The organism is Brevibacterium siliguriense (assembly GCF_900105315.1).
GTDB lineage: Bacteria > Actinomycetota > Actinomycetes > Actinomycetales > Brevibacteriaceae > Brevibacterium > Brevibacterium siliguriense.
This window is the reverse complement of sequence record NZ_LT629766.1, coordinates 2,530,408-2,553,041: the sequence shown is the minus strand read 5'-3', so window position 1 is coordinate 2,553,041 and position 22,634 is coordinate 2,530,408. Positions and strand designations below refer to the sequence as shown.

Annotated in this window: 25 protein-coding genes and 1 pseudogene; 8 read left to right on the top strand and 18 right to left on the bottom strand. The window is 64.5% G+C overall.

Features of this window, described 5'->3' with window-relative positions:
* Positions 1-58: 58 nt before the first annotated feature.
* Both BLU88_RS11310 and BLU88_RS11305 read right to left on the bottom strand, forming a co-directional pair.
* The gene (locus BLU88_RS11310) at positions 59-946 is read right to left on the bottom strand and encodes a WYL domain-containing transcriptional regulator (protein ID WP_092013820.1); all 888 of its coding nucleotides are present in this window, start codon (positions 944-946) and stop codon (positions 59-61) included.
* Positions 930-1,952 (bottom strand): helix-turn-helix transcriptional regulator, encoded by a 1,023-nt coding sequence (locus BLU88_RS11305; RefSeq protein WP_231939371.1) that lies wholly within the window; start codon positions 1,950-1,952, stop codon positions 930-932. The genes BLU88_RS11310 and BLU88_RS11305 overlap by 17 nt, the downstream gene beginning before the upstream one ends.
* A gap of 40 nt (positions 1,953-1,992) precedes the next feature.
* Here BLU88_RS11305 and BLU88_RS11300 point away from each other — a divergent pair, with 40 nt between their 5' ends.
* Positions 1,993-3,126: a DUF3866 family protein gene (locus BLU88_RS11300; RefSeq protein ID WP_092013815.1), complete on the top strand. Its 1,134-nt coding sequence runs from the start codon at positions 1,993-1,995 to the stop codon at positions 3,124-3,126.
* A gap of 86 nt (positions 3,127-3,212) precedes the next feature.
* On the opposite strand, the gene BLU88_RS11295 is transcribed toward BLU88_RS11300, so the two are convergent.
* The 7 genes from BLU88_RS11295 to dop all read right to left on the bottom strand — a co-directional run bounded on the left by BLU88_RS11295 (position 3,213) and on the right by dop (position 9,343).
* Positions 3,213-3,587, bottom strand: coding sequence for an FKBP-type peptidyl-prolyl cis-trans isomerase (locus BLU88_RS11295; protein WP_092013812.1), 375 nt, complete (start codon positions 3,585-3,587; stop codon positions 3,213-3,215).
* Between the two features lie 73 nt (positions 3,588-3,660).
* Positions 3,661-4,617: an FKBP-type peptidyl-prolyl cis-trans isomerase gene (locus BLU88_RS11290; protein WP_231939370.1), complete on the bottom strand. Its 957-nt coding sequence runs from the start codon at positions 4,615-4,617 to the stop codon at positions 3,661-3,663.
* A gap of 66 nt (positions 4,618-4,683) precedes the next feature.
* On the bottom strand, positions 4,684-6,087 hold the full coding sequence (gene pafA, locus BLU88_RS11285) for a Pup--protein ligase (protein ID WP_092013808.1): 1,404 nt from the start codon (positions 6,085-6,087) through the stop codon (positions 4,684-4,686).
* Positions 6,088-6,777, bottom strand: a complete 690-nt coding sequence (gene prcA / locus BLU88_RS11280; protein WP_092013805.1) for a proteasome subunit alpha — start codon at positions 6,775-6,777, stop codon at positions 6,088-6,090.
* A 34-nt stretch (positions 6,778-6,811) separates the two neighbouring features.
* Positions 6,812-7,609, bottom strand: a complete 798-nt coding sequence (prcB, locus tag BLU88_RS11275; protein WP_092013802.1) for a proteasome subunit beta — start codon at positions 7,607-7,609, stop codon at positions 6,812-6,814.
* A 1-nt stretch (position 7,610) separates the two neighbouring features.
* On the bottom strand, positions 7,611-7,802 hold the full coding sequence (locus BLU88_RS11270) for a ubiquitin-like protein Pup (RefSeq protein WP_092013799.1): 192 nt from the start codon (positions 7,800-7,802) through the stop codon (positions 7,611-7,613).
* Between the two features lie 11 nt (positions 7,803-7,813).
* The gene (gene dop / locus BLU88_RS11265) at positions 7,814-9,343 is read right to left on the bottom strand and encodes a depupylase/deamidase Dop (RefSeq protein WP_092013796.1); all 1,530 of its coding nucleotides are present in this window, start codon (positions 9,341-9,343) and stop codon (positions 7,814-7,816) included.
* A 32-nt stretch (positions 9,344-9,375) separates the two neighbouring features.
* Here dop and BLU88_RS11260 point away from each other — a divergent pair, with 32 nt between their 5' ends.
* Positions 9,376-9,777 carry a DUF3054 domain-containing protein gene (locus tag BLU88_RS11260; protein WP_092013792.1) on the top strand — a complete coding sequence of 134 codons (402 nt, stop codon included), beginning with the start codon at positions 9,376-9,378 and terminating at the stop codon, positions 9,775-9,777.
* Positions 9,778-9,883: 106 nt separating this feature from the next.
* Here BLU88_RS11260 and arc read toward each other — a convergent pair whose 3' ends face one another.
* The 3 genes from arc to BLU88_RS11245 are packed head-to-tail and all read right to left on the bottom strand — an operon-like array spanning position 9,884 to position 13,812.
* Positions 9,884-11,536 carry a proteasome ATPase gene (gene arc, locus BLU88_RS11255; RefSeq protein ID WP_092013789.1) on the bottom strand — a complete coding sequence of 551 codons (1,653 nt, stop codon included), beginning with the start codon at positions 11,534-11,536 and terminating at the stop codon, positions 9,884-9,886.
* Positions 11,533-12,606 (bottom strand): tRNA (adenine-N1)-methyltransferase, encoded by a 1,074-nt coding sequence (locus BLU88_RS11250; protein WP_092013785.1) that lies wholly within the window; start codon positions 12,604-12,606, stop codon positions 11,533-11,535. Before BLU88_RS11250 ends, arc begins: the two co-directional genes overlap by 4 nt.
* 45 nt (positions 12,607-12,651) lie before the next feature.
* On the bottom strand, positions 12,652-13,812 hold the full coding sequence (locus BLU88_RS11245) for a site-2 protease family protein (RefSeq protein WP_092013782.1): 1,161 nt from the start codon (positions 13,810-13,812) through the stop codon (positions 12,652-12,654).
* 127 nt (positions 13,813-13,939) lie between these two features.
* Between BLU88_RS11245 and BLU88_RS11240 the strand changes: the two genes are divergently transcribed.
* Entirely contained in the window at positions 13,940-14,749 is an 810-nt protein-coding gene (locus tag BLU88_RS11240; RefSeq protein ID WP_092013779.1) for a RecB family exonuclease, read from the top strand.
* Here the strand turns inward: BLU88_RS11240 and BLU88_RS11235 are convergent.
* Entirely contained in the window at positions 14,746-15,420 is a 675-nt protein-coding gene (locus tag BLU88_RS11235) for an HAD family hydrolase (protein ID WP_092013773.1), read from the bottom strand. The genes BLU88_RS11240 and BLU88_RS11235 overlap by 4 nt on opposite strands.
* Positions 15,421-15,442: 22 nt before the next feature.
* On the opposite strand from BLU88_RS11235, the gene BLU88_RS11230 reads away from it, so the two are divergent.
* Positions 15,443-16,273 carry a proteasome assembly chaperone family protein gene (locus BLU88_RS11230; protein WP_092013770.1) on the top strand — a complete coding sequence of 277 codons (831 nt, stop codon included), beginning with the start codon at positions 15,443-15,445 and terminating at the stop codon, positions 16,271-16,273.
* 44 nt (positions 16,274-16,317) lie between these two features.
* On the opposite strand, the gene mshC is transcribed toward BLU88_RS11230, so the two are convergent.
* Genes mshC through BLU88_RS11215 form a run of 3 tightly spaced genes read right to left on the bottom strand, consistent with a single transcriptional unit; the run spans position 16,318 to position 19,020 of the window.
* Positions 16,318-17,577, bottom strand: a complete 1,260-nt coding sequence (gene mshC, locus BLU88_RS11225) for a cysteine--1-D-myo-inosityl 2-amino-2-deoxy-alpha-D-glucopyranoside ligase (RefSeq protein ID WP_092013767.1) — start codon at positions 17,575-17,577, stop codon at positions 16,318-16,320.
* A 60-nt stretch (positions 17,578-17,637) separates the two neighbouring features.
* Positions 17,638-18,450, bottom strand: coding sequence for an SCO1664 family protein (locus tag BLU88_RS11220; RefSeq protein WP_092013764.1), 813 nt, complete (start codon positions 18,448-18,450; stop codon positions 17,638-17,640).
* 6 nt (positions 18,451-18,456) lie between these two features.
* On the bottom strand, positions 18,457-19,020 hold the full coding sequence (locus BLU88_RS11215) for a DUF3090 family protein (protein ID WP_157689081.1): 564 nt from the start codon (positions 19,018-19,020) through the stop codon (positions 18,457-18,459).
* Between the two features lie 57 nt (positions 19,021-19,077).
* On the opposite strand from BLU88_RS11215, the gene BLU88_RS11210 reads away from it, so the two are divergent.
* The gene (locus BLU88_RS11210; protein WP_025778383.1) at positions 19,078-19,338 is read left to right on the top strand and encodes a hypothetical protein; all 261 of its coding nucleotides are present in this window, start codon (positions 19,078-19,080) and stop codon (positions 19,336-19,338) included.
* A gap of 39 nt (positions 19,339-19,377) precedes the next feature.
* Here BLU88_RS11210 and BLU88_RS11205 read toward each other — a convergent pair whose 3' ends face one another.
* Positions 19,378-20,292, bottom strand: coding sequence for an aldo/keto reductase (locus tag BLU88_RS11205; protein ID WP_092013761.1), 915 nt, complete (start codon positions 20,290-20,292; stop codon positions 19,378-19,380).
* Positions 20,293-20,361: 69 nt separating this feature from the next.
* Between BLU88_RS11205 and BLU88_RS11200 the strand changes: the two genes are divergently transcribed.
* Complete coding sequence (locus BLU88_RS11200; protein WP_092013758.1) at positions 20,362-21,198, top strand: undecaprenyl-diphosphate phosphatase; 837 nt, start codon at positions 20,362-20,364, stop codon at positions 21,196-21,198.
* A 61-nt stretch (positions 21,199-21,259) separates the two neighbouring features.
* Here BLU88_RS11200 and BLU88_RS11195 read toward each other — a convergent pair whose 3' ends face one another.
* A complete protein-coding gene (locus BLU88_RS11195) occupies positions 21,260-21,973 on the bottom strand; it encodes a histidine phosphatase family protein (protein ID WP_092013755.1) in 714 nt (237 codons plus the stop codon).
* Between the two features lie 58 nt (positions 21,974-22,031).
* Here BLU88_RS11195 and BLU88_RS11190 point away from each other — a divergent pair, with 58 nt between their 5' ends.
* Together BLU88_RS11190 and BLU88_RS18735 are read left to right on the top strand one after the other, a co-directional pair.
* Positions 22,032-22,214: a DUF5703 family protein gene (locus BLU88_RS11190; RefSeq protein ID WP_092013752.1), complete on the top strand. Its 183-nt coding sequence runs from the start codon at positions 22,032-22,034 to the stop codon at positions 22,212-22,214.
* Positions 22,215-22,284: 70 nt separating this feature from the next.
* A pseudogene (locus BLU88_RS18735) lies at positions 22,285-22,619 on the top strand (DMT family transporter); the annotation flags it as partial.
* Positions 22,620-22,634 lie beyond the last annotated feature (15 nt).

Genomic DNA, 22,634 nt, shown 5'->3' with positions numbered 1-22,634 from the left:
GGACGATTCTACGCGTTGTGGCTGTGCCTTTCATCCACATTCGGACGCGGCGTGCTTCTCAGCCGAGCCTGCGCAGGGCGGCCGCGACTGATTCGGTGTCATCGATCTCGGTGATCACATCGGCGTGACAGAGCAGGAAGCGGCTGAGCCAGTCCACCGAATGCACGAGCAGACGGATGCGCACGCTTGTGTCGCCGCTGTCGAGATACTCCCGATTCGTCACGTCGAGTTCATCTGCCAGCCATGCCCCGCCGGCCGCCAGACCGAGGGTGACCTCGTAGGAGTTCGTCGTCGCTTCGCTCACCGACATCGGCGGATGAGCCGCCGGTTCCCAGGACCGGATCCGACTCAGAGCGAAGCGGCGCGGAGCTCCGGCCGAATAGCACCAGGCGTCGACGTACCAGTCTGCGCTGGGCACGAGGCGGGTCGGGGCGATGGTCCGCGTGGTGAGTTCGTCACGGGAGCCGACGTAGTAGTCGATGCGCAGGGCAGAGCCGTCCTCGACGGACTGTCGCAGAGCGGCAAGCAGCTCTTCGTCGGCGTCGATGGGGCTGACGTCGACGGCGTTGCGCAGGTTCTCACCTGCGGCCACGCGCAGTTTGGACGCGGCAGTGGCCACCGCTTCCGAATCGAGTCCGGGCAGGGAGGAGAGCATGTCGAGCGCCAGCACGAGGACTCCGGCCTCCTCGGCGCTCAGCCGCACGGGCACGGAGACCTCTTCGGCATTGGAGACGTAGATCTGACCGCCCTCCCACGACGCATCGATGAGGTCATCGGGCATATGTCCGGGGCGGCCGGTGACGAAGAGCAGCTGCAGATCGTCGATGAGAGTGTCGGAGTCGATACCGAAATAGGCGGCGGTATCGTCGAGATCCGCTCCCGGATGAGCATCGAGGTAGGGCACGAGGCTGAGCAGCCGGGTGAGGCGTTCACGCGCTGAGGACACTGGCGCCTCCCAAACGATTGAGGGATTCGCGAATCGTCTCGCGTCTGCGCTCGACGGCACGCACGAGTTCGGGCGGGTCGACCACGTCGACGACGTCCCCGAAGCCGACGATTTCAGCGGCGAGGGCCTCGACAGCGGAATAGCCGATGATCACTTCGTCTCCGTCGGTGCGGATCTGGCGGCGTCGCAGCGGATCGGCGCGGTGGGCTCGGATGCGCAGCTTCGCCTCGGCGACGACGGCCATCTCCGAACTCGACTGCAGTTCCAGCTGCGGGGAGAAGTCCTCGGGGATCTCATAGTCTCCCGGGTCACGGCCGCTGAGCTTCGCGATTCCGCCTTCGACGCGCGAGAGCCGGAAGGTGCGACGTGCCTGCCTGTCCAGGTCGAAGCCGAAGAGGTAGACACGGTCACCGCGGCTGAGCAGCGCATAGGGCTCCAGTCGCACCTTCCTCACGCTCTGGCCGGGCTTGTGATAGCGGAAGCCGACGGCTTCTCGAGCGTTGATATGGTGGAGGGCGGTAGCGAAGTTCGCGCTGGCCAGCCTGTGTGCAGCGGTGCCCGGGTCGACGTTCCCCGGACCTGCAGCGGACTGGTCGAGGTCGATGCCGAGAGCACGCAGCTTCGTCAGCGCCTGAGCAGAGGACTCGCCGAGTTCGGTCTCCGACCAGAACGCAGCGGCCACGGTCACGGCAGCCACCTCGGCGGGCGTGAGATCGACGTCGTCCATCGCATAGTCGGCGGTGGAGATCCGGTAGCCCGTCTCCCCCACATCACCGTAGGCATCGTGTTCGGCCCGGGTCGCGATGGTGATGCCCATATGCCGCAGCAGCTCCTTGTCACGGGAGAATTTGCGGTCGAAGGCGACCTCGTCGAGCCCGGAATAGCCGTCGATGGCATCCATCAGCGTCTTTCGCGACACCCAGCCGCGGGAAGCGCGCAGGGCGATCAGCAGATTCATCAGACGCTCGGTCTGCTGTCTCTGTCTGCTGGTGCGGGGTGTTTTCACGATTCCACCGTAACCTAGGCCGGGAGATAGTCTTGGGACCATGATTCATTGGCGCAAAGGAATCGTCACAGCGATTCGCTCCACCCGGCCAGGATACACAGATGTCGACATCGAACTGGACGAGGCCGTGCCGGGCACCGATGTGAGATCTATCCGGGCAGTCGCCTATACCGATGCAGTCGGACAGCCGCAGACCCAGGACACCGTCATCGTCAATGTCTCGGCACTGGCCAAGCGCCTGGGCACCGGAGGCTTCGGTCTCATCGTCGCCCTGCCCGATGCGCTGCCGACCGATCCTCCGGACGGGCCCGGTCACCTGGTCAAAGACCGCTATTCGCCTCTGCAGACGATGGTCCTCGGCGTCGATGATCAGGAATCACAGCATCATTCCACCCTCGCCGAAGCGGAGCACCTCGAAAGCATGCCCGTGATCGTGGCCGATCTGCATTCGGCTCTGCCCGCGGTGGTCGTCGGAATCCGCACCGTCGACCCCACTCTGTCGGTCGCCTATGTGCTCAGCGATGGTGCGGCTCTGCCTGCCCCGTTCTCCCAAGCCGTCGCCGGGCTCAAGGACGCCGCCTGGCTGTCGGGTGTGATCAGCACCGGCCAGGCCTGGGGCGGGGATCTGGAGGCGGTGACCATCCACACGGGGCTGCTCGCGGCCAAACACGTGATGGGTGCCGATATCACCATTGTCGCTCAGGGGCCCGGGAACCTGGGCACCGGAACGAAGTACGGCTATTCGGGGCTGGTGACCGGGGAGCACCTCAACGCTGCGGCCCTGCTCGGCGGGCATCCGGTCGGTCTGCTGCGGATGTCGAATGCCGACGCCCGCGGCCGCCATTTCGGCATCTCCCATCATTCGCTGACACCGTTGAGTGAGATCGCTCGACCGGGGATGACCGTCCCAGTGCCCGACTTCTCCACCCTCGCCGAGGCGGAACGAGCCGAGATGGACCCTGATCCCGATGTCGTGGCTGAGACCGTGGCCAGGCAGCTGCCGCAGCTGCAGATGCATGACCTCGTCGATATCGATCTCACCGGACTGTGGGATGCGCTGCGTGCTTCACCGGTGCGTCTGTCGACGATGGGCAGAAAGCTGCCCGCCGATGCTGCATCGTTCCTCGCAGCCGCCGCCGCGGGACGCCTCGCCGCCGAGCTCGCCCGCAGCTGATCATCCGAGCACGGGAATACAGCTGTGGCCGGGTTCCGAAGAACCCGGCCACAGCCGTCTCAGTCAGGCTCAGCGCGTGCTGATGCTCAGCGCACGTTCTCGAGGTCGCACACGAAGATGAGCGACTCACCCGGCTGGATGACTCCGCCGGCACCTTGGTCGCCGTATGCCAGGTGCGGCGGGATCTGAAGGGTGCGGCGTCCGCCGACCTTCATGCCCTGGATGCCCTGATCCCAACCGGAGATGACCATTCCGGATCCGAGGCGGAACTCCAGCGGGGTGCCGCGGTTGTACGAGGCATCGAACTCTTCGCCCGTGGAATGGGAGACTCCGACGTAATGCACGCTCACGGTGTCGCCGGGTCCCGCCTCGACGCCGGTGCCGATGACATCATCGGTGATGATGAGCTCGGTCGGGGCGTCTCCGCCGGGGAAATCGACTTCGGGCTTCTGCTTGCTCATATGGTCCTCCTGGTGTCGGTTCTCTTGAGTTGTCGTTCGGTGCTGACCGCCGAACTGCGGGCTGACCGATTTCTCAGCCCTGGGCCGAGAGGATGTCGACGACGAAGATCAGGGTCGCATTGTCCGGGATGGACGGTTCGCGGCCCTGTTTGCCGTAGCCCTTGTCCGGCGGTACGACGAGGACGACCTGGTCGCCGACCTTCTTGCCGACGAGTCCTTCGTTCCATCCGTCGATGACCTGAGCCTCACCGACCGGGGCGACGACGAAGGGCTGTCCGTCCTTCTTCCAGTTCGAGTCGAAGGTCTTCGACGTATCGTCCCAGAGCCAGCCGGAGTACTTCACGGCGACGCTCTGGCCCTTCTTGACCTTGTCGCCTTCGCCTTCGATCGTCGTATACGACTTGAGTTCGGTCGGCTTCTTGCCCTTCGGCTTCGAGATCGATGGGGTACCGTCGTCGCCCCACTTCACGGTGACGGGATTGTCCGACTGGTCGGCCTTCTTGCCTTCGGCGCGAGTCAGCGGCTTCTTCGTGTCCTCGACGTCGATGACGTAGACGAGCGTCTGCGAGGCTTGACCCTGCTCGGCACTGCCGTTGAGCGACATCATCACCCGTGATCCGACCTTGACGTCGATGAGTGCGTTGTACAGATCCTCGGAGATCTGGGACTTGTCCATGGGGAATCCGGCGGCGGAATCCGAATCGTAGCTGGATTCGACGGTCTTGCCGGTGGTTCCGGAGACCAGCGTCATCTGTGCCGTGACCTGCTCGCCCTCGGCGATCTTGTCACCGGTGCCCTGCTTGAGCACCTTATTCTCGGTCTTGTCCATGACCAGTGGGGCCTCGAAGCTGACCTTGGGTTTCTTCCCGATCTTGCCTTCGACGGTGATGTCGTCGAGGCTGGTCGACTTCGCGTCCTGGGCTGCTACCGACGGCGGCGGTGAGGTCGAGTCCTCTGACTCATCACCCTGCCCGCAGGCCGAGAGCAGCAAAAGGCCCGCCGCGATGGCGCTGAGCACTTTGGTGCGCACTGGTTTCCTTTCGTCACGCCGAGGCCGTGCCCGGATGGGGGGGCTCGACCGGATCACAGGGCGATCTTACAGGCCCGCGATGAGTGTTTCCGCCTGCGGGTGAGTCGCGGCGAATGGGTCTTTGAGGGCGACTGCCCTACCAGATTCGTCGTTGAGCCGCAGATGCACCCAGTCGACGGTGTAGTCCCGGCGGGCGGCATGAGCGGCACGCACGAACTCTCCGCGGATCGCCGCTCGTGTGCTCTGAGGCGGTACGTCCTTCGCTCGTTCGGCGGCCTCGGCGGGGACGAGGCTCATCGCCATTCCGCCGGCTTCGAGCTTGGGAAACAGCCCCGTTGCGGGGGTGATGTCGTGGAAGGCGATGTCGAGTCGGTGGATGCGCGCGTCGGCGATATCGGTGATTCCGCGTTGCATGGACCGTTCGATGAGGGTGCGTTTCATCACCCAGTCGATCTCCGTGTCCACGGTGGAGAAGTCCTGCGATTCGACCGCTGTGAGCATACGCGTCCACAGGTCGATGACGTAGTGGGCAAGATCATCGTCGCCGAGGCTGTGCTCCCCCGATTCCACGATCCGCTGCGCCCGATCCCGGTAGTCACCGAGCAGCCCCAGCGGTGTCGTCGTGGTCCCGTCGGTGCGTTCGAGGACGACTTGTCCCGTGAGGTCGCGGGCGATGAGACGGATATCGCGCACCGGGTGCCGCAGCCCGTTCTCCGGGATCCGCGCACCCTGTTCGATGAGGTCGAGCATGAGCACCGCGGAGCCGATCTTGAGCGCCGAGGTGGCCGTAGACATCGAGGAATCACCGACGATGACGTGCAGCCGCCGGTACTTCTCCGCATCCGCGTGCGGTTCGTCGCGGGCATTGATGATCGGACGAGACCGCGTCGTGGCCGACGATAGTCCCTCCCACATGACATCGGAACGGGCGGAGAGACCGAACATCATCTCCGACCGGTCGACTTCCTCGTCGGGGGCGAAGGCCGAACGGCGCGGGATCACGGCACCCGCTCCGACGAGCAGCTGCCGGGAGACGAGAAAGGGCAGCAGGACCGTGGTCAGCCGGTTGAAGTCGAGGGTGCGGCGGATGAGGAAGTTCTCGTGGGAACCGTAGGAGTTCCCTGCCGCGTCCGTGTTGTTCTTGACCATGTGCACGCGTCCGCCGATGCCGTCTGCTTCCAACGCGGCCTGTGCTTTGTCGAGCAGGTCGATCATCAGCCGTTCGCCGGCCCCGTCCTGGGCGAGCAGGTCGCCCAAGTCGTCGCATTCGGCGGTCGCGTACTCCGGGTGCGATCCGACGTCGAGGTAGAGGCGCGACCCGTTGGGCAGGAACACGTTCGACGACCGGCCCCATTCGACGACGGGGCGGAAGAGATAGCGGGCGATCTCCTCTGGGCCGATGCGCCTTCCGTCGGGGTCGGCGGTGTGGGCGAGTCCGTACTCGGTTTCGAGCCCGTAGATGCGTGCCATTCAGTCCTCCCGAAGTTCGCTCATCGCCGCGTCGTCGAGGCGGCGGAATGTCCGCTGCTTCGTCGTCGTGCGGTCGAGGACTGCGGCCTCGAGTGCGTCGGTGGCCAGGGTCGCCTGGGTTGCGGCCCCCAAGGCGGCCACACCGTGGTTGAACACTTCGCGCAGAGTCATCTGAGAGCTGCGCACCCCTGCCAGAGATGCTGTGATCGCATCGGCCTGACCGCCGATGGCCACATGCTCGGTTTCGTCGATGACCGAACCGTCGTAGCTGAGCCGATAGAGTTGGTCGGTCTCCGGGATGAGTCCGAGTTCCGCGACGACGAGTTCGACCTCGAAGGGCTTCGATTCGGTGGTGAAGACTCCTGCCAGTGTCTGCGCGTAGGCGTTCGTCAGCCCGCGAGCGGTGACGTCGGTGCGGTCGTAGGAGTATCCGCGCAGGTCGGCGTAGCGGACTCCGGCCTGACGCAGGGTCTCGAACTCGTTGTACTTGCCGACGGCGGCGAAGCCGATCCGGTCGTAGATCTCAGCGATCTTGTGCAGCGTCGGTGACGGGTTCTCCGCCAGCAGCAGGATCCCTGCGTCGAAGCGCATGACGACGACGGACCGACCCCGGGCGATTCCCTTGCGGGCGAAGTCCGCCCGATCCTTCATCAGCTGTTCGGGCGAGACGTAGAACGGTGCCTGACTCATCGACGATCCTTTCGGGAGAACAGTGGCGCACTCATCACCGGGCGGTGGCCGTGCGCCGGGCGACGACCTCGGTGGCGGTGTCCAGGACGATTGCCGAATCGACTTCGGTGACCCCGTTGTCGAGGTCGACTGTGAAGATCGTCGGGGCGATCTGGCGGACGAAATCCGGTCCGCCGGTCGCCGAGTCGTCGTCGGAGGCGTCGAAGAGGGCTTCGACGGCCACTGAGATCGCCGAGGCGGCGTCGAGGCCGGGGCGCCACAGCTTCTTCAGTGCCCCGCGGGCGAAGCCGGAACCGGAGCCGATGGAGTGGAACCGGTGCTCTTCGTACTTTCCGCCGGTGACGTCGAAGCTGAAGATCTGGCCCTTCGGTCGTGATTCGTCGACTCCGGCGAACAACGGGACGACGGAGAGTCCCTGCATCGCCAGGCCGAGGTTTCCGCGCAGCATCGCCGCGAGACGGTTGGCTTTGCCGTTGAGCGAGAGGCGGGCGCCTTCGATCTTCTCGTAGTGTTCGAGTTCGAGTTGGAAGAGCCGGATGAGGTCGAGGGCGACACCTGCAGCGCCGGCGATGCCGATGACGGAATAGTCGTCGGCGGCTTTGACCTTCTCCATCGAGTGCGAGGCGATGAGGTTGCCGATCGTCGCCCTGCGGTCACCGGCCATGAGGATTCCGCTGGCCGTGCGGAAGCAGATGATCGTCGTGCCCTCCGGGGACTGTTCGGCCAGATCCCGTGCACCGGGGTGCGGCAGCACTTCGGGCGCCAGGGAGCGGGCGAGTTCGACGAACGAATTGCTCGTCGAACTCAAGAATGCAGGAGGGAACCCTGCCATCTCATTGGCCGCCCTTCTGCACGAAGTTCTTGACGAATTCCTCCGCGTTCGATTCGAGTACACCGTCGATCTCGTCAAGGATGGAATCTACGTTCTGAGTGTTGATCTGTCCCTGCACGGCCTCCGGCGGATCGACAGGGGCGTCTCCCCCACCGGACGATTTGTCGCTCTGGACCTGTTCCTGCGAGCTCATCTCACACTCCTTCAGTCGTTCTTCACTGTCAGTCTATCCACTCCGAGTGCCTTCAGCAGGCCCTCGGCGGTCTCGATTCCCTCTACCCGATCGGCGAGCAGTTCGCGAGTGCCCTTGAGCGGTTCGTGCATGGGCAGGCGCACCACGCCGAAGGCTCCCGCATTGAGCACGAGGGAATCCCAGCTTGCGGCCACCAGTGCCTCGCCGAGGCGGCTGACTGCCACGGAACGCAGGAACGCACGGGTCCCGTCCGGGGCGTTGATCACGGCGGCTTCGACCTCGGCGTCGGTGGTCATCCGGCGGATGCGTCCGGCACGTTCGAGCTTGTGGAACAGGCCCTTCTCCGGGCGCACATCGTGGTATTGAACGTCGATGAGGGCCAGCTTCGGGTGGTCCCAGTCGATGTCCTCCCGTGATCGGTAGCTCTCGAGCAACACCAATTTGGCGACCCAGTCGATGGAGTCGGCCAGGGTCTTCGGGTCGGTCGAGAGTCCGTCGAGGAAGCGACGCCATTCGGCGAGCACCTCGATTGTGGCCGAGTCGTCGGGATCCGCGTGTTCGAGGCAGGCGGAATAGAACCGCTCCTGGATCTCCAACGCTGTGAGTGTCGTTCCGTCGGTCAGGGGCAGCGGAGCGGTCAGGCTGAGGTCGTGGCTGACGTCCCACAGCGACTGCAGGGAATCAGCGAGTTCGATCCGCGGCGCCAGTCCTGCCTCGATGAGTCCGAGGACGAGGGAGGTCGAGCCGAAGCGGACGAACGTCGCGGGCTCCGCGAGAGTGGCGTCGCCGATGATCACGTGCAGTCGACGGTACTTCGCGGGATCGGCGTGCGGTTCGTCGCGAGTGTTGACGATGGGGCGGCGCAGGGTCGTCTCGAGGCCCACTTCGGCTTCGAAGAAGTCCGCACGGGACGAGATCTGGAAGCCCTTGCCCTCTCCTTCGCGACCGATGCCGACTCTTCCCGATCCGCACAGGATCTGTCGGGTGACGAAGAACGGAATCAGTGCTGCCACGATGTCGTCGAAGTCCGTCGACCGATCGACGAGGTAGTTCTCATGAGCACCGTAGGAGGCTCCCTTGGAGTCGGTGTTGTTCTTATACAGATTGACCGGTTCCGCGCTCTTCTCAAGCGTCCGCACCGACTCCAGAGCCACAAGGTCACCGGCCCGGTCGAAGGTCACGATATCGCGTGGGGTGAGCACTTCCGGAGAGGAGTATTCGGGATGGGCGTGGTCGACGTAGTAGCGGGCGCCGTTCTCGGTGACGACATTCGCCAGATACTGGGCTTCGACGTCGTCTTGAGGGATATGGGTCAGCTGCGAAGTATCTGCATCGGCGATGTTCATGAAGAAGCCGCGCGCATCGGCCAGCGGGGACTCTGTGGCGAAGTCCCAGAAGTTCTGAGACGACTTCAGTCCGCGCGGCCCGGCGTAGGCGTCGACGACACGTGCCGAATCCCGCATCGGGTTCGCTCGCGGGTTGCCGGGCTGGCTGAGACCGAACTCCGTCTCGGCTCCCATGACGCGCCTGACTCTGAGCATCTGCTTCTCCTCCAAGGTCTAGACTCGGGGACGTGGCAACGAAGAAATCTCATCTCCCCATCGCACTGATCGTCGACCTCATCCTCGTGGTTCTGTTCACGATCGTCGGTCACTACACACATTCTCACAATTTCGATCCCCAGGGGCTGATGACCACAGCGTGGCCGTTCGTCGCAGCCCTCGTCATCGCGTGGCTGCTCACAGGCATCTGGGATCGGCCGATCGCTCCCCTGGCCACGGGCACCGGCGTGTGGGCGATCACCGTCCTCGTCGGACTCGTCCTGCGCGGAGTCACGGGCGCCGGCGGCGATCCGGGTACGGTGCCGGTGAGCTTCATGATCGTGGCGACCTCGCTCAATCTCATCACCCTGGTCGGCTGGCGTCTCATCGCCACGGCCGTATCCGGCGGTTCCGGCCGCCGACGCAGCCGCTGATCATCAATCGCCTCGACCCGAGGCCCGCTCGCATACGAAGAGCCCGGTGTCTCCGTCAGCTGACAGAGACACCGGGCTCTTCGCTCTTCCCAGCCACGGACCAAGTTCAGACGAGGTCGGAGTTCGGTCGCACCTCTGCGATATCGGTCTCATACGGCACCGTCGGGGCTCCCCTGGTCGTGTCGAGGTGCATCATCCGCAGATGAGTGACGCGTTCGCCTTTACGGCCGGAGATCCGCGCCCATTCGTCCGGGTTCGTCGTGTTCGGCAGATCCTCGTGTTCGCTGAACTCCTCGGCGATCGCATCCTCGAAGTGACCGGGGCACAGACCGCGCTCGCCGGTGTCGAGCAGCGATTTGATCGCCGCCTTCTTCGCCCGGTCGACGATGTTGTGGATCATCGCACCGGAGGCGAAAGCGGAGAAGTGAAGGACTTCCTTCGAACCGTCGGCGTAGCTGACCTCGACGAATTCGTTCTCCGGGGTCTCTGCGAACATCCTCTCGACACAGCTGTCGATGAGCGCCGAAACCGCCTCGGCGGGGCCGCTATGGCCGGCCAGCACGCTCGAATGCAGGGGCAGATCCGCGGTCAGGTACTTCTCGAAGATGTCCCGAGCCGCCTCGGCATCGGGGCGTTCGATGCGGATCTTCACATCGAGTCGACCGGGGCGCAGGATCGCGGGGTCGATGAGATCCTCACGGTTCGACGCGCCGATGACGATGACGTTGTCGAGCTGTTCGACACCGTCGATCTCCGTGAGCAGCTGCGGCACGATCGTCGTCTCCACGTCCGATGACTTGCCGGTTCCGCGGGTGCGGAACAGCGATTCCATCTCGTCGAAGAACACCACGACGGGGAAGCCGGCCGAAGCCTTCTCCCGTGCACGGGCGAAGATCAGACGCAGCTGACGTTCGGTCTCGCCGACGTACTTGTCCAGCAGCTCCGGACCTTTGATGTTGAGGAAGTAGGTCTTGCTCGTGCGCACCTTGCCCGTGCGATCGGCCAGGGAGTTCGCCACAGCCTTCGCGATGAGTGTCTTACCGCAGCCGGGAGGGCCGTAGAGCAGAATTCCCTTGGGCGGTTTGAGTCCGTGCTCGGTGTAGAGCTCGGGGTGTTCGAAGGGCAGTTCGACGGCGTCCTTGATCTGTTCGATCTGGTCGGCCAGTCCGCCGATGTCCGAGTACGTGATGTCGGGGACCTCTTCGAGCAGCAGCGAGGAGACCTCGGGCTTCTCGATGACCTGCAGCGCATAGTGGGTGCGAGTATCGACGACGACGGCATCGCCGACGCGCAGTCCCGAGTCGACGAGTCCTGCTGCGAGAGTGAAGACCTGCTCGTCATCGCCGGGGGCACCGACGAGGATGCGCTGGGAGTCGACGAATTCGCGGACGTTGACGACAGAGCCCACGGGTGGGAAGTCCCCGGTGCCGATGATGACGAGACCTTCGGACAGGAGCACATCGGCTCCGGCCCTCAGACTCTCGGGCTCGATCTCGGGGGCGACGGCCACGCGCATACGGCGACCGCCGACGATGACATCGGCGGACACTGCATTCTCTCCGAGGGCGATGAGAGTACCCCAGTTGTTCGGCGGCTCGGTCAGACGCCGAGCCTCCTCTTTGATCCGTCCCAGCTCGTCACGGGCCGTGCGCAGAGTCTTCGACAGTGCCTCATTGCGTTTGCCCGCTGTGTAGAGCTGCTGGCGCAGGGACGCGGTGTCCTCGCGCAGCTTCTTCACCTCGGTCGTGGTCTCTGTCATCGATCCTCCTTCGGCCCTGTGGTGGTGCCAGTCGGGCTGTCTGTGACATCTGTGGTCCGCACTTCGCCGGATCCTTCCGGCGCGTCGCGCAGACGTTTTCCGGCCTCGCGCATCACCCGGCGCAGCTTCTTCCCGTGTGCGGTGCGGGTGCCGATGGCCGCCTCGGTGACTTCGGGTTCCTTCCACGCCGCCACATCCTCGGCGGCTGCGGTGGCCCCCTGGGGGCGCTTCTTCTTCTCCAGGGGGCTGATGCCGTCGGCCATTCGTCGCGCCATGATGAGGAATCCGGTGTGAGCGATCATCCGGTGGTCGGGGCGGACGGCGAGTCCGTCGACGTGCCAACCGCGGACCATGGCCTCCATGGATTCGGGTTCGGCGAACTTGCCGGAGGCGCGCAGGGCTTCGACGAAGCGGGAGAGCTGCGGGACGGTGGCCACATACGCGATGACGATTCCGCCGGGGCTGAGCGCCTCGCTGACCGCGTCGAGCGTGTTCCAGGGGGTGAGCATGTCGAGGACGACGCGGTCGACGCTGCCGGTTCCGAACGTCTGCGGAAGCGTCTCGGAAAGGTCGCCGACGGTCACCGACCAGTTCTCCGGTTCGCCGTCGAAGAAGTCAGCGATGTTTCCGGCCGCGATCGTGGCGAATTCCTCGCGCAGCTCGAACGAATGGACGGCCCCTTCCGAGCCCACCGCACGCAGCAGCGCCATCGACAGAGCACCCGATCCGACGCCGGCTTCGACGACGGTGGCCCCGGGGAAGATATCGCCGAGGGTGACGATGAGCCCCGAATCCTTGGGGTAGACGACCGCGGCCCCGCGGGGCATGGACAGCACGAAGTCTTCGTAGCGCGGGCGGAAGACTTGGAAGTCGATTCCCCCGGTATTCGCGACGATGATTCCCTCTGTTCGCCCGATGATGTCATCGTGGCTGATGAGTCCCTTGTTCGTGTGGAAGTGCTCCCCCGGGGCGAGCACGAAGGTGTGCATCCGCCCCTTGGGGTCGGTGAGTTGGACCTTCTCTCCGCGGCTGAGAACGCGCGGCGGCCGGGAATGCAGTGGCTGAGTCATGATGAGTCCACTCTACGCTGGTGAGGATTGCCTCACACAACCGGCTCAGGCTGCGAGCAGCTCGTCGAAGAACTCCTGCAGGTCGATGACTCCGACCAGGGTGTTGCCGTCCATAACCAGGCTGAACTGCGCCTTGGGACGGTGCGTCAGCGATTCGAGCAGGTGCGGGGCGGTGATGTCCTTCGGCACTCCGATCCACCCGGCCAGGGGGCGGGCGACTTCGCCGGCGGGAACGGCTTCGAGGGTCTCGGCAAGTCGACCGGCCGCGGCATGCCGGTCGACGAGACCGTACGGCAGCCCCTTCTGGTCGAGGACGACGATGAGCGTGCGCTCCTTCGCGTTCCCGAGAGTGTTCGCATAGTCGAGGGTGTCGGCCAGGTCGGCGTCCCAGGTGGCGGCGATCGCCGGTTGGATGACCTGCGAGAGGTCGTAGGTCTCCATCTTCCGGGCACGCTTGGCGTGGGTGGCGGCGTCTCCGGCGGAGAACCACAGCATGATCGCGATGAGCGACATCCAGGCGACCTGCAGCGGGTCGGGTCGTTCGCCGGCCAGCAGCGGGGTGATGACCGCCCAGCCGATGAAGCCGACAGCGATGATGCGTCCCACCCAGCTGGCCACGATCGTGCCCAGGAACTGAGATCCGGTGATGCGCCACATGATCGCCTGCAGCGCCCAGCCGCCGTCGAGCGGGATGCCCGGCAGCAGGTTGATGGCGCCGAGGGCGACATTGGCGAAGGTGACGGCGATGAGCAGCAGCCACGGCACCGAGGTGGGGCTGACAGCGCTGAGACACCACCAACCCAGCAGCGCCAGAACGATGTTGACGATCGGGCCGACGATGGAGATGACGAAGCTCGTCATCGCCGCTTTGTCGCGCGGGTTGTCCATCTGCGGTTCGAATCGGGTGAACCCGCCCCAGATGTTCAGTTCGATCGCGGCGACCTTCTGTCCGTAGAACTGGCCGGCGACTCCGTGAGCGAGCTCGTGGAGGAATACGGAACCGAACAGGAGCACCGCATAGGCGAAGGCTACGAACCAAGCGCCGACGCCCAGATCCGGTCGGACCTGGTTGAGCCACGGGGCGAAGAGGACGGTGATCACGATGGCGGCGAGGAACCACGACCACGCCAGAATCACCGGTGCGCCGAGGACGGTGCCCAGACGCAGCCCCGATGACGCACCGGGGTGGTGGTTTTTCGCGGCCATTGAAGGGATTCCTCCGGTCGATGTCGTGGTGAGCGGACCACTGAGGGTCGGTAACTCAGCCTAACAGCGACGACGCTCCGACCGCTGGTCGCCACGTCGTGTCCGTGCAGGTCGTTACAGTGGAGTTATGGTCGAGCTCACCAGTCTTTCGCCCTCCCGGGCCAACGACTTCATCCAATGCCCTCTGAAGTTCCGCTTCCGCAGCATCGACAAACTGCCGGAGCCGCCTTCTCAGGCGGCGTTCCGCGGCACGGTGGTCCATTCGGTGCTCGAGAAGCTGTTCACAGCACCGGCGGCCGAGCGCACGGCCGAACTCGCGCAGACGATGCTCATGCCGGCGTGGGAGGAACTCGTCGAGAAGGACCCGGACGTGCTCGAGATCTTCGGCGAGGAATCGGAGAAGGAGACGTTCTTCACATCGGCGCGTCGGCTCATCGATTCGTACTTTGTTCTCGAGTATCCGGAGCATCTGGAACCGGAGGAGACGGAGAAGTTCGTCCGCACGACGCTGGACAACGGTCTCGAGCTGCGCGGGTTCATCGACCGGGTCGACGTCGCCCCGGGCGGCGAGCGGCGACTCGTCGACTACAAGACGGGCAAACAGCCGAAACCGCAGTACGGGCGGGAGGCGAAGTTCCAGATGGGCTTCTACGCGCTCGTCGTCTACCGGCTCTCCGGTGAGCTCGTCCACACCCTGCAGCTGATGTACCTGGGGTCACGCAGCGTGCTGAAGTCCCATCCGACGATGGCAGAGGTCGAACAGACGCAGTTCGAGATCGATGCGATCTGGAAGGACATCATCGCCTCTGCCGAGACGGATCGGTGGCGGCCGAAGAAGTCACCTTTGTGCAATTGGTGCACGTTCAGAACTCTGTGCCCGGCCTGGGGCAACACCGCTCCCCCGACCCCGGAGATCACGAAGATCGTCGGAGCTTAGGCGCTCTGCTGAGCCCGGAGGCGTCGCAGGTCGGCGACTCCACGGCCTTCGAGGCTGTCCCAGAGGATGCGGCCCGGACGCGGGTCGAGGTCGACGAAATGCGGGATTCCGATCGCAATGGTTCCCGCGGCCTCGGCGCTGGCCAGCCCAGGCTTCGAGTCCTCCAGTGCCACGCAGTCTGCGGGGTCGAGTCCGAGCAGCGCGGCCCCGCGCAGATATGGTTCGGGGTCCGGTTTGCCAGCCGCCACCTCATCGCCGGAGACGAGTCCCGCGAAGCTGTTCCTCGGGCAGCTGGCGATGACCGCCTCGGCGAGGGGGCGGTAGGACATCGTGACCATGACATTCGGGATGCCCTCGGACTTGAGCTCTGCCAGCAGCTCGAGAGCGCCGGGTCGGAACGGCACCGACTGACGGATCTGTGCGATGACGTTGCCCATGAGGGTCTCGACGATCTCTTCGGCGGGCAGGTCGAGTCCGGCTTCACGCATCATCCGGGCGGAGACGATCAGTTCGTTGCCTACGAATTCGAGTCCCTGCTCTTCCGACCAGGGCAGCCCATGGGCGTTCATGAGTTCGGTCTCGGCACGGATCCAATACGGCTCGGTGTCGACCAGGGTTCCGTCCATGTCCCACAGAACGGCGGCAGGGTCGGGTGATGCATGGTTCGTCATACGCCCAGCGTAGTCTGGAACCATGAGTATTCTTCCATCCGGGTCCGGGGCACTCGTCTTCATCGCCTTCGAAGGTCAGGATGCCGATGCTTCCGAGGCGGCGAGTTCGCTGGCCAAGGATCTCATCGAGGTCTGGGGCCTAGACGACTCCGAGATCCTCGACACCGATGGGTTCTACGAGTTCCGCTTCTCCGAACCCGAGATCATCCGCGACGAGGACGGCAAGGCATCGGTCGCCTGGCCGGGTATAGCGGTTCATCGGGGCCACCTCGGCGAAATGCCGATCACGGTCATCCACGGCCACGAACCGGGGCTGAAATGGCGGGAGTTCCTCTCCCTCGTCCTCGGTCAGGTCGGCGACAATGATGCTGTCGTCCTCCTCGGCGGTCTCCATGCCGAGGTCCCGCATACGCGCCCTCTGCCCGTGGTGGCCAATACGGAGGACGCAGCGCTCGCATCCGAACTCGACATCGATGCCAACGGCTATGAGGGACCCATCGGGATCCTCGGACTCCTCGGAGTCGCCTGCCGCTGGCGCGGAGTCCGAGCAATCAACCTCTGGGTGGGTGTGCCGGACTATCTGGCCGAGTCGCCGTCACCGAAGGCAGAGCTCGCATTGGCGAAGGCCGTCGAACGCTATGCCGGCATCGAGATCGACATCCACGTGCTCGAAGAGGAGAGCCGGGCATGGGAACTCGGTGCCGACGAGCTCGTCTCCCTCAACCCCAGTCTGGCCGAACTCGTGAGCGCGCTGGAGAAGCAGAACGATTCGGCGGAGCTGCCGGAGGCGAGCGGAGACGCCATCGCGGCCGAGTTCGAACGCTATCTGCGCAAACGCGGCCGCGAAAAGTGAAACACGGGCTGTCCTTGGTCTCGGGTGGTGAACGCCGCTCGTCGTCAGTCCAGCAGGCGGATGCCCAGCAGGGCGTCGACGGCGTCAGCGACTCGGTCGCCGCTGAGCGCCGCGGTCTCCGAAGGTTCGGAGTCCGCATAGTGTTCGGCCCACTCGTCGAGGATGCCCAGAGCCCGGGGGCTGTCGAGGTCATCGGTGAGTGCTTCGCGCAGCAGGCCGATGATGTGCTCGCGCAGACCCTGACGACATTCTGATTCGCATTTGGCCGCATGCGTCCACGCCTTCAAGCGCGCCTCGGCGATGGACAGCTGCTCCTCGGTGAAGCTCCAGTCGCTGCGGTAATGGTTGGATAGGATCACGGTGCGGATGGCCATGGGATCGACTCCGCGTTCGCGCAGCTGAGAGACAAGGACGAGGTTGCCCTTGGACTTGCTCATCTTCTCGCCGTCGAGCCCGACCATTCCGGTGTGCATATAGGTCTTCGCCATCGGCGTGTCCCGCCAGGCCGAAGCATGGGCTGCGCTCATCTCGTGATGCGGGAAGATGAGATCGTTGCCGCCTCCCTGCACATCGACGGGGAAGCCGAGGTACTTATCGGCGATGACGGTGCATTCGACATGCCAGCCCGGCCGCCCCCGGCCCAGTGCTCCGCCGTCCCAGGACGGTTCCCCTTCGCGCTCTGCCCGCCACAGCAGCGGGTCGATGGGGTTCTCCTTGCCCGGAGTCTCGGGGTCTCCGCCGCGTTCGGCAGAGAGCGCGGCCATGGTCTCCCGATCATCATGGCTGACGGTGCCGAACGGCGGGGTGATCTGGGTTGAGACCCGGTAGTAGACGTCACCGTTGTCGAGTGTGTACGCGGCTCCCTTGTCCACGAGGTCGCGGACGCCGGCGGCGATCTCGTCGACGGACTCGACTACGCCGATGAAGCTGGCCGGCGGGATCACCCGCAGAGCTTCCATATCCTCACGGAAGAGCTGGATCTGGGAGGAGGCGAGTTCGCGCCAGTCGACTCCCGTGGCGTCTGCCCTCTCCAGCAGCGGGTCGTCGACATCAGTGGTGTTCTGCGCATAGACGACTTCGAGTCCCGCATCGCGCCAGATCCGGTTGAGCAGGTCGAAGGCTACATATGTGGCGGCATGCCCGAGGTGAGTCGCATCGTAGGGGGTGATGCCGCAGACGTAGAGTCGAGCAGTCTGCTCGGATCCGCGCAGGCGGCGCGGACTGCGGGTGCTCGTATCGAAGACCGTGGGTACCTTGCCGGTGCTGGTCAGACGGGGCAGTTGAGGTTCGGGCCATGACTTCACGGCACCCAGCCTAACCGAGAGGCAGGCGTTCGGCACTTTCGAGCTGACGTGATTCCGGTTTCAGATCGGCGGCCAGGGAATCACGGTGCGATCGGCAGGTGCTTCGGGGAAGAATTCAGTGGCGAGAAGTCGGTTCGCCCGGTATTTCAGGGCCTGCAGCTCGTCGGCAGACAGACAGTCGCTCAATTGTGTCCGCAGTGCGTCGTCCATGGCGGCGACTTCCTGCAGGGCATCGATCTCTTCGGCGCAGAACGAAGTGCGAGAGAAACCCCACAGTACGGTGCGCAACTTCTCCTCATGGTGGAAGGTCAGCCCGTTGTCGATGCCGAAGATGCCGATATCGGCGGCTGCCGTGCTCGGCAGAGGGCTGCCTGTGATGACATGACCGGCTTTGCGGTCGGCATTGTTGGCCAACAGGTCGAAGAAGGCGATGGCCCTCAGTCCGCTGTCGACAGAATGGGAGAGCACAATGTCGCGGCCGTCTTCGGTGCGCAGGGCGAAGATAGGGGTGTGATCGACGGGGATCGCGTTGACCGTCGACACGGTCACCGCTTCGTCATCGTCGGAGGCTTCGACGTAGGCCTGCAAAGACCCGCGTCCGGCGGGAAGATCGTCGCGCAGCACCGTCGGCGGAACCACCCCGAGGTCGAGGGCGGCGGAGAGACGGAATGCCGCGACCTCGCGCAGGGCCAGCGTTTGCTGTGGGAAGTCTGCCAGGGGTCGTTCGCCGGAAATTGGTTTGTACACGGCTTTGATCGCCCGGCCCTCGTGTTCGAGCACGAGCAGTCGGGTGTCGTTGCTGGCGCGTGGGATCGATCCCATCTCAGTCCAATCCCCCGCTTCCAGAGCGTCGAGGAGAATCCCGTGGTCCATCCCTGATCAGGCGCGCGGGATCCCGTTGGCCCGAGGACACAGATGGCCGTCGGGTTCGAGCGGGAGGGAGCAGAACGGACAGTCTCCGCGTCCGGCGCTGACGACCTGTTCGCCGCGGCGGGCGAATTCTCGGGCAGCGGCAGCGTCGAGGACGATGCGCAGTACTTCGCGTTCGACCTCGTCGTCATCGGGGTCGGCGGAGGTTCCGGCCTGGGCGTCCGCCTCGGTGAGTTCGAAGCATTCGATGACGAGTTCGTGTTTGACTGTGTCCCAGCCCAGGCTCATCGTGCCGACGCGGAACTCTGGTTCGATGGGAACGTTGAGTCCGGCATTGTCGATGAGATCATCAAGGGCAGTCTGCGGGACCCGGGCGGCCGGATCCTTGATCATGACCATATCGAGCAGTTCGGTGATCCGATCGGAGAGGATCTCGACCTGCTCCTTCTCGACGACCACGGTCGTGAGCGAATTGCCGGACTTCGCTTGGAGGAGGAACGTCCTCTCGCCGGGGAGACCGATTGTGCCGACGACGAAACGATCAGGTGTGGGGTGGTCGTACAGAGCTGCCATGTCTTCAGCCTAGTTCAAACACTTACATGTCGGTCCTGCCTGGGATACATTTGAGTCATGAGCACTGATCCTCGTGAGGCCCTGGACGCATTCCTCGAAGCGGTGAGAGAACACTACGCTGCATCTGCACACCGCAATGGTGACCAAGACCCCCGAGTCGAAGCCGCTTATATGGCTTTGGCCGATGCCTTCGAAATCTACGAAGACGCGATCTACACCGCGTTCGACGAAGTCACCCCATTCGAACTCTTCGACGATGTCGAGGACGCCAAAGACGATGACGAGTTCCTCCTCGACGATGACGACGAAGACGACTGAGAACTTCGTGCGCTGACCACTGCATTGAGCCGTTTCGCTCTAAGCCGAGGGACTCCATGAGATCTGGTCGAGCACCTCGGCGATCTCATTGGCCAATTCGACCTCGCTGCCGGTGACCTCGGCCAGCTGTGCCGGGGTGCGGGGCGAGACCAGAGTGCTCGCGATTCCGTGCTGCCGGTTGAAAGCCAGGGAAATGTCCAAGGTCGACACTCCCAGGGCAGTCGCGGCCCGGCGGACACCAGCGAGCACACGGTTCGACCGCTCGTCGAGGTAGGCGCCGGCGTATTCGCTCAGCTCCCCCGCCAGGCGCGAATCCTGCGGAGTCGCATTCCGGTATTTGTCGGTGAGCACACCGCGGCCCAGCCCCGCTCCGGCGATGAGTGAGACTCCCGCGTAGTCGGCGGCAGGGGCAAGCTCTGCCTCCGCGTCGCGGTTGAGCAGTGAGTATTCGGCCACGGCGCATGCGACAGGGATTCCGGCGCCGCGCATCTCCGCCAGCTGCCAACCGGTGTGGTGGGACACGCCGACGTAGCGGATCTTCCCCAGGGTGAGCAGCGTCTCAACCGCCGAGGCGGTTTCGGCACGGTCGACTTCGGCATCGAAGACGTCGAGGACGAGCACGTCGAGGTGATCACGACCCACTGTGCGCAGGAGCGAATCGACCTGGCTGAGGATTCGCGACCGCCCGAGTCCGACATCGATGTGGTCGGGTTCACGCATGGACACGCCCACGCGGCCCAGCAGCAGAATCTCTTCGGGAAGTCTCAGCTGCCCGAGAACCTCGGCGGACATCGTGGCCGAGGTGGGCAGCTCGATGAGGTTGCCACCTGCGTCTCTATACTCATCGACGAGGCGTTGGGCGGCCTGATCACCGACCCGGTGCCCCCACTCGAAGGTCCCGAGACCCACATCGCTGACTTCCAGACCGGTGGTGCCGAGGCGTTGGTGCTTCATGTTTCTTGAGGTTACCCGATGCTGCGACTACCGTGGTTTCGTTCCCACCTCATATTCTCAAGGAGTCGTATGTACGACTGGCTGGTCGCTGCCGTGCTCGGAATCGTGCAGGCACTCACCGAGTTCCTCCCGGTCTCCTCGTCGGCGCATGTGCGCATCGTCGGCGAATTCATGCTTCCCGGTTCCGATCCGGGCGCATTCTTCACCGCCATCATCCAGATCGGCACCGAGGCGGCAGTCGTCGTCTACTTCTGGCGCGATATCGTCACAATCATCTCGAAATGGTGCAAGGCGCTCGTCGGCAAGCATGATCGCAAGGATCCCGAGGTGCGCCTGGGCTGGCTCATCATCGTCGGCTCGATCCCCATCGTCATCATCGGCCTGCTCTTCCAGGACTACATCGAAGGTGCTCTGCGCAGCCTCTGGATCACGGCGACGATGCTCATCGTCTTCGGTCTCATCATCGGCATCGCCGACTGGGCCGGAAAGCGCGAACGCACTCTCGAGGATATGACGTGGGGTCAGGGCATTCTGTACGGCTTCGCTCAGGCGCTCGCCGTCATCCCCGGCGTGTCGCGTTCGGGCGGCACGATCATGGCCGGCAGATTCATGGGCTTCGATCGGCCTTCTGCGGCCCGCTACTCGTTCCTGCTCGCCATTCCCGCCGTCGTCGGCTCGGGCCTCTACGGTGTGGCGCAGACACTCGGTCGCAGCGAGGCCATGGTGCTCGGCTGGGGACCGACGATCCTCGCCACGATCATCGCCTTCGGTCTTGGTCTCGTCGTCATCCACTGGTTCCTCAGATACGTGGAGACGAAATCCTTCGCCGTCTTCGTCTGGTACCGAGTGGCCCTGGGCATCGTCCTCTACATCCTGCTCGGCACGGGAGTCCTCGCCGCCGTCTGAGTCGGCATCCCGGCCTGAACCTGCATGACCTGATCCCGGCACTCGCTCCAGAGTGCCGGGATCAGCGCGTTCCGCCGCCGCCGACCGCGGCCGACTGTGCGAGTCCGGCAGCGGTCACCGACATCGCAGCGAGCACCGGCCGGTCACCGGAGAAGTCGATGACCGTGAATGATCCGGGAGCGACGCTCAGACGCTGGAAATCGTCGAGTGGCATTCCCAGCGCATCGGCGATGATCGCCTTGATGATGTCGCCATGGGAGACGATCATCGCCCACCGAGGCGGGGCCGGCTTCCCGTCGCCGGTCCCGGTCCCCGCTGCAACCTTGTTCTCCCCGTCGGCACGTTCCTCCTCGCGCAGCTGCGCCACGAGCTCACGGACTCGAGCCGTCGAACGGTCGGAGGCCTCGGTGATGGATTCCCCTCCGGGGAACCTTGCCTGTGACGCCGTCTTCACCACGGTCTCCCACAGAGGTTCCTGCCCCAGTTCCTCCAGCGATCGCCCCGTCCAGGCACCGTAGTCGAGTTCGATCACGGCCTCGTCGACGCAGACGCGCTCGAAATCAGCGGTCTCCGCAGCGATTGTCGCGGTCTCTTCACAGCGCTGGAGCGGCGAATGCAGTAGGTGGGCGAAGCGCCGATGCGGCAGCAGTTCGAGATTGGCCCGCAGAGCTCGGGCTCCCTCGTCGGTGAGGGACACGCCGGGGGCGCGTCCGGCCAGGATTCCGGAGACGTTGGCGCTGGAGAGGCCGTGCCGCAGCAGAACGATGACGGGCATACCCTCAAGATTAGCCCAGATCGTCTAGGGTGAGTCTATGAAACGTCAGCGTCCACGTATGACCTACGAGTTCCGCAAGGTTTCGTTCTCTCGTGATGTGCCGCGGTCGGTCAGCTTGCAGGAACTCAACGACCAGGCGGAATACGGGCAGTGGGAACTCGCCCGCACCCGCATCTCCGTCGGCGGAGTCCGCACCGTATGGCTGCGCCGGAAGATCATGCCGCTGACCCTGAACAACTGATGGTTTGAGGTCTCCTTCCCTCGTTCCTGTTCTCACCGCTGGTCTTGTCACGATCGCTGCGGGAGCGGCGATGTCCCTGCAGGGCCGAGCGAACGGTCTGCTCGGTCAGGTCCTCGGCCATGCCGTCTTCGCCGCGCTCGTCTCATTCCTCGTCGGACTTCTCTGCGTCGGAATCGCCCTTGTGGTCTCCGCTCGTTCCCGAGGCGCGGCCCGATATCTCTTCTCCCTGTTGTGCGAGCGCACGCTGCCCTGGTGGATGCTGCTCGGGGTCTGAGCGGCTGCCTCGTCGTCATCGCGCAGGCCACGACCATTCCAGTGATGGGCGTAGCCATGTTCACGATGGCCTTCGTGTCCGGTCAGGTCACCGGCGGACTCATCGTCGATTCCACCGAGCTGCCGCCGGGAGGTCGACAGCGTCTG

Coding starts and splice junctions, on each gene's coding strand:
- BLU88_RS11300 (WP_092013815.1), top strand. CDS start 1,993: ATGATTCATTGGCGCAAAGGAATCGTCACAGCGATTCGCTCCACCCGG.
- BLU88_RS11295 (WP_092013812.1), bottom strand. CDS start 3,587: ATGAGCAAGCAGAAGCCCGAAGTCGATTTCCCCGGCGGAGACGCCCCG.
- pafA (WP_092013808.1), bottom strand. CDS start 6,087: ATGGCACGCATCTACGGGCTCGAAACCGAGTACGGACTCGCCCACACC.
- prcA (WP_092013805.1), bottom strand. CDS start 6,777: ATGAGTCAGGCACCGTTCTACGTCTCGCCCGAACAGCTGATGAAGGAT.
- prcB (WP_092013802.1), bottom strand. CDS start 7,609: ATGGCAGGGTTCCCTCCTGCATTCTTGAGTTCGACGAGCAATTCGTTC.
- BLU88_RS11270 (WP_092013799.1), bottom strand. CDS start 7,802: ATGAGCTCGCAGGAACAGGTCCAGAGCGACAAATCGTCCGGTGGGGGA.
- dop (WP_092013796.1), bottom strand. CDS start 9,343: ATGCTCAGAGTCAGGCGCGTCATGGGAGCCGAGACGGAGTTCGGTCTC.
- arc (WP_092013789.1), bottom strand. CDS start 11,536: ATGACAGAGACCACGACCGAGGTGAAGAAGCTGCGCGAGGACACCGCG.
- BLU88_RS11250 (WP_092013785.1), bottom strand. CDS start 12,606: ATGACTCAGCCACTGCATTCCCGGCCGCCGCGCGTTCTCAGCCGCGGA.
- BLU88_RS11245 (WP_092013782.1), bottom strand. CDS start 13,812: ATGGCCGCGAAAAACCACCACCCCGGTGCGTCATCGGGGCTGCGTCTG.
- BLU88_RS11240 (WP_092013779.1), top strand. CDS start 13,940: ATGGTCGAGCTCACCAGTCTTTCGCCCTCCCGGGCCAACGACTTCATC.
- BLU88_RS11235 (WP_092013773.1), bottom strand. CDS start 15,420: ATGACGAACCATGCATCACCCGACCCTGCCGCCGTTCTGTGGGACATG.
- BLU88_RS11230 (WP_092013770.1), top strand. CDS start 15,443: ATGAGTATTCTTCCATCCGGGTCCGGGGCACTCGTCTTCATCGCCTTC.
- BLU88_RS11220 (WP_092013764.1), bottom strand. CDS start 18,450: ATGGACCACGGGATTCTCCTCGACGCTCTGGAAGCGGGGGATTGGACT.
- BLU88_RS11215 (WP_157689081.1), bottom strand. CDS start 19,020: ATGGCAGCTCTGTACGACCACCCCACACCTGATCGTTTCGTCGTCGGC.
- BLU88_RS11210 (WP_025778383.1), top strand. CDS start 19,078: ATGAGCACTGATCCTCGTGAGGCCCTGGACGCATTCCTCGAAGCGGTG.
- BLU88_RS11205 (WP_092013761.1), bottom strand. CDS start 20,292: ATGAAGCACCAACGCCTCGGCACCACCGGTCTGGAAGTCAGCGATGTG.
- BLU88_RS11200 (WP_092013758.1), top strand. CDS start 20,362: ATGTACGACTGGCTGGTCGCTGCCGTGCTCGGAATCGTGCAGGCACTC.
- BLU88_RS11195 (WP_092013755.1), bottom strand. CDS start 21,973: ATGCCCGTCATCGTTCTGCTGCGGCACGGCCTCTCCAGCGCCAACGTC.
- BLU88_RS11190 (WP_092013752.1), top strand. CDS start 22,032: ATGACCTACGAGTTCCGCAAGGTTTCGTTCTCTCGTGATGTGCCGCGG.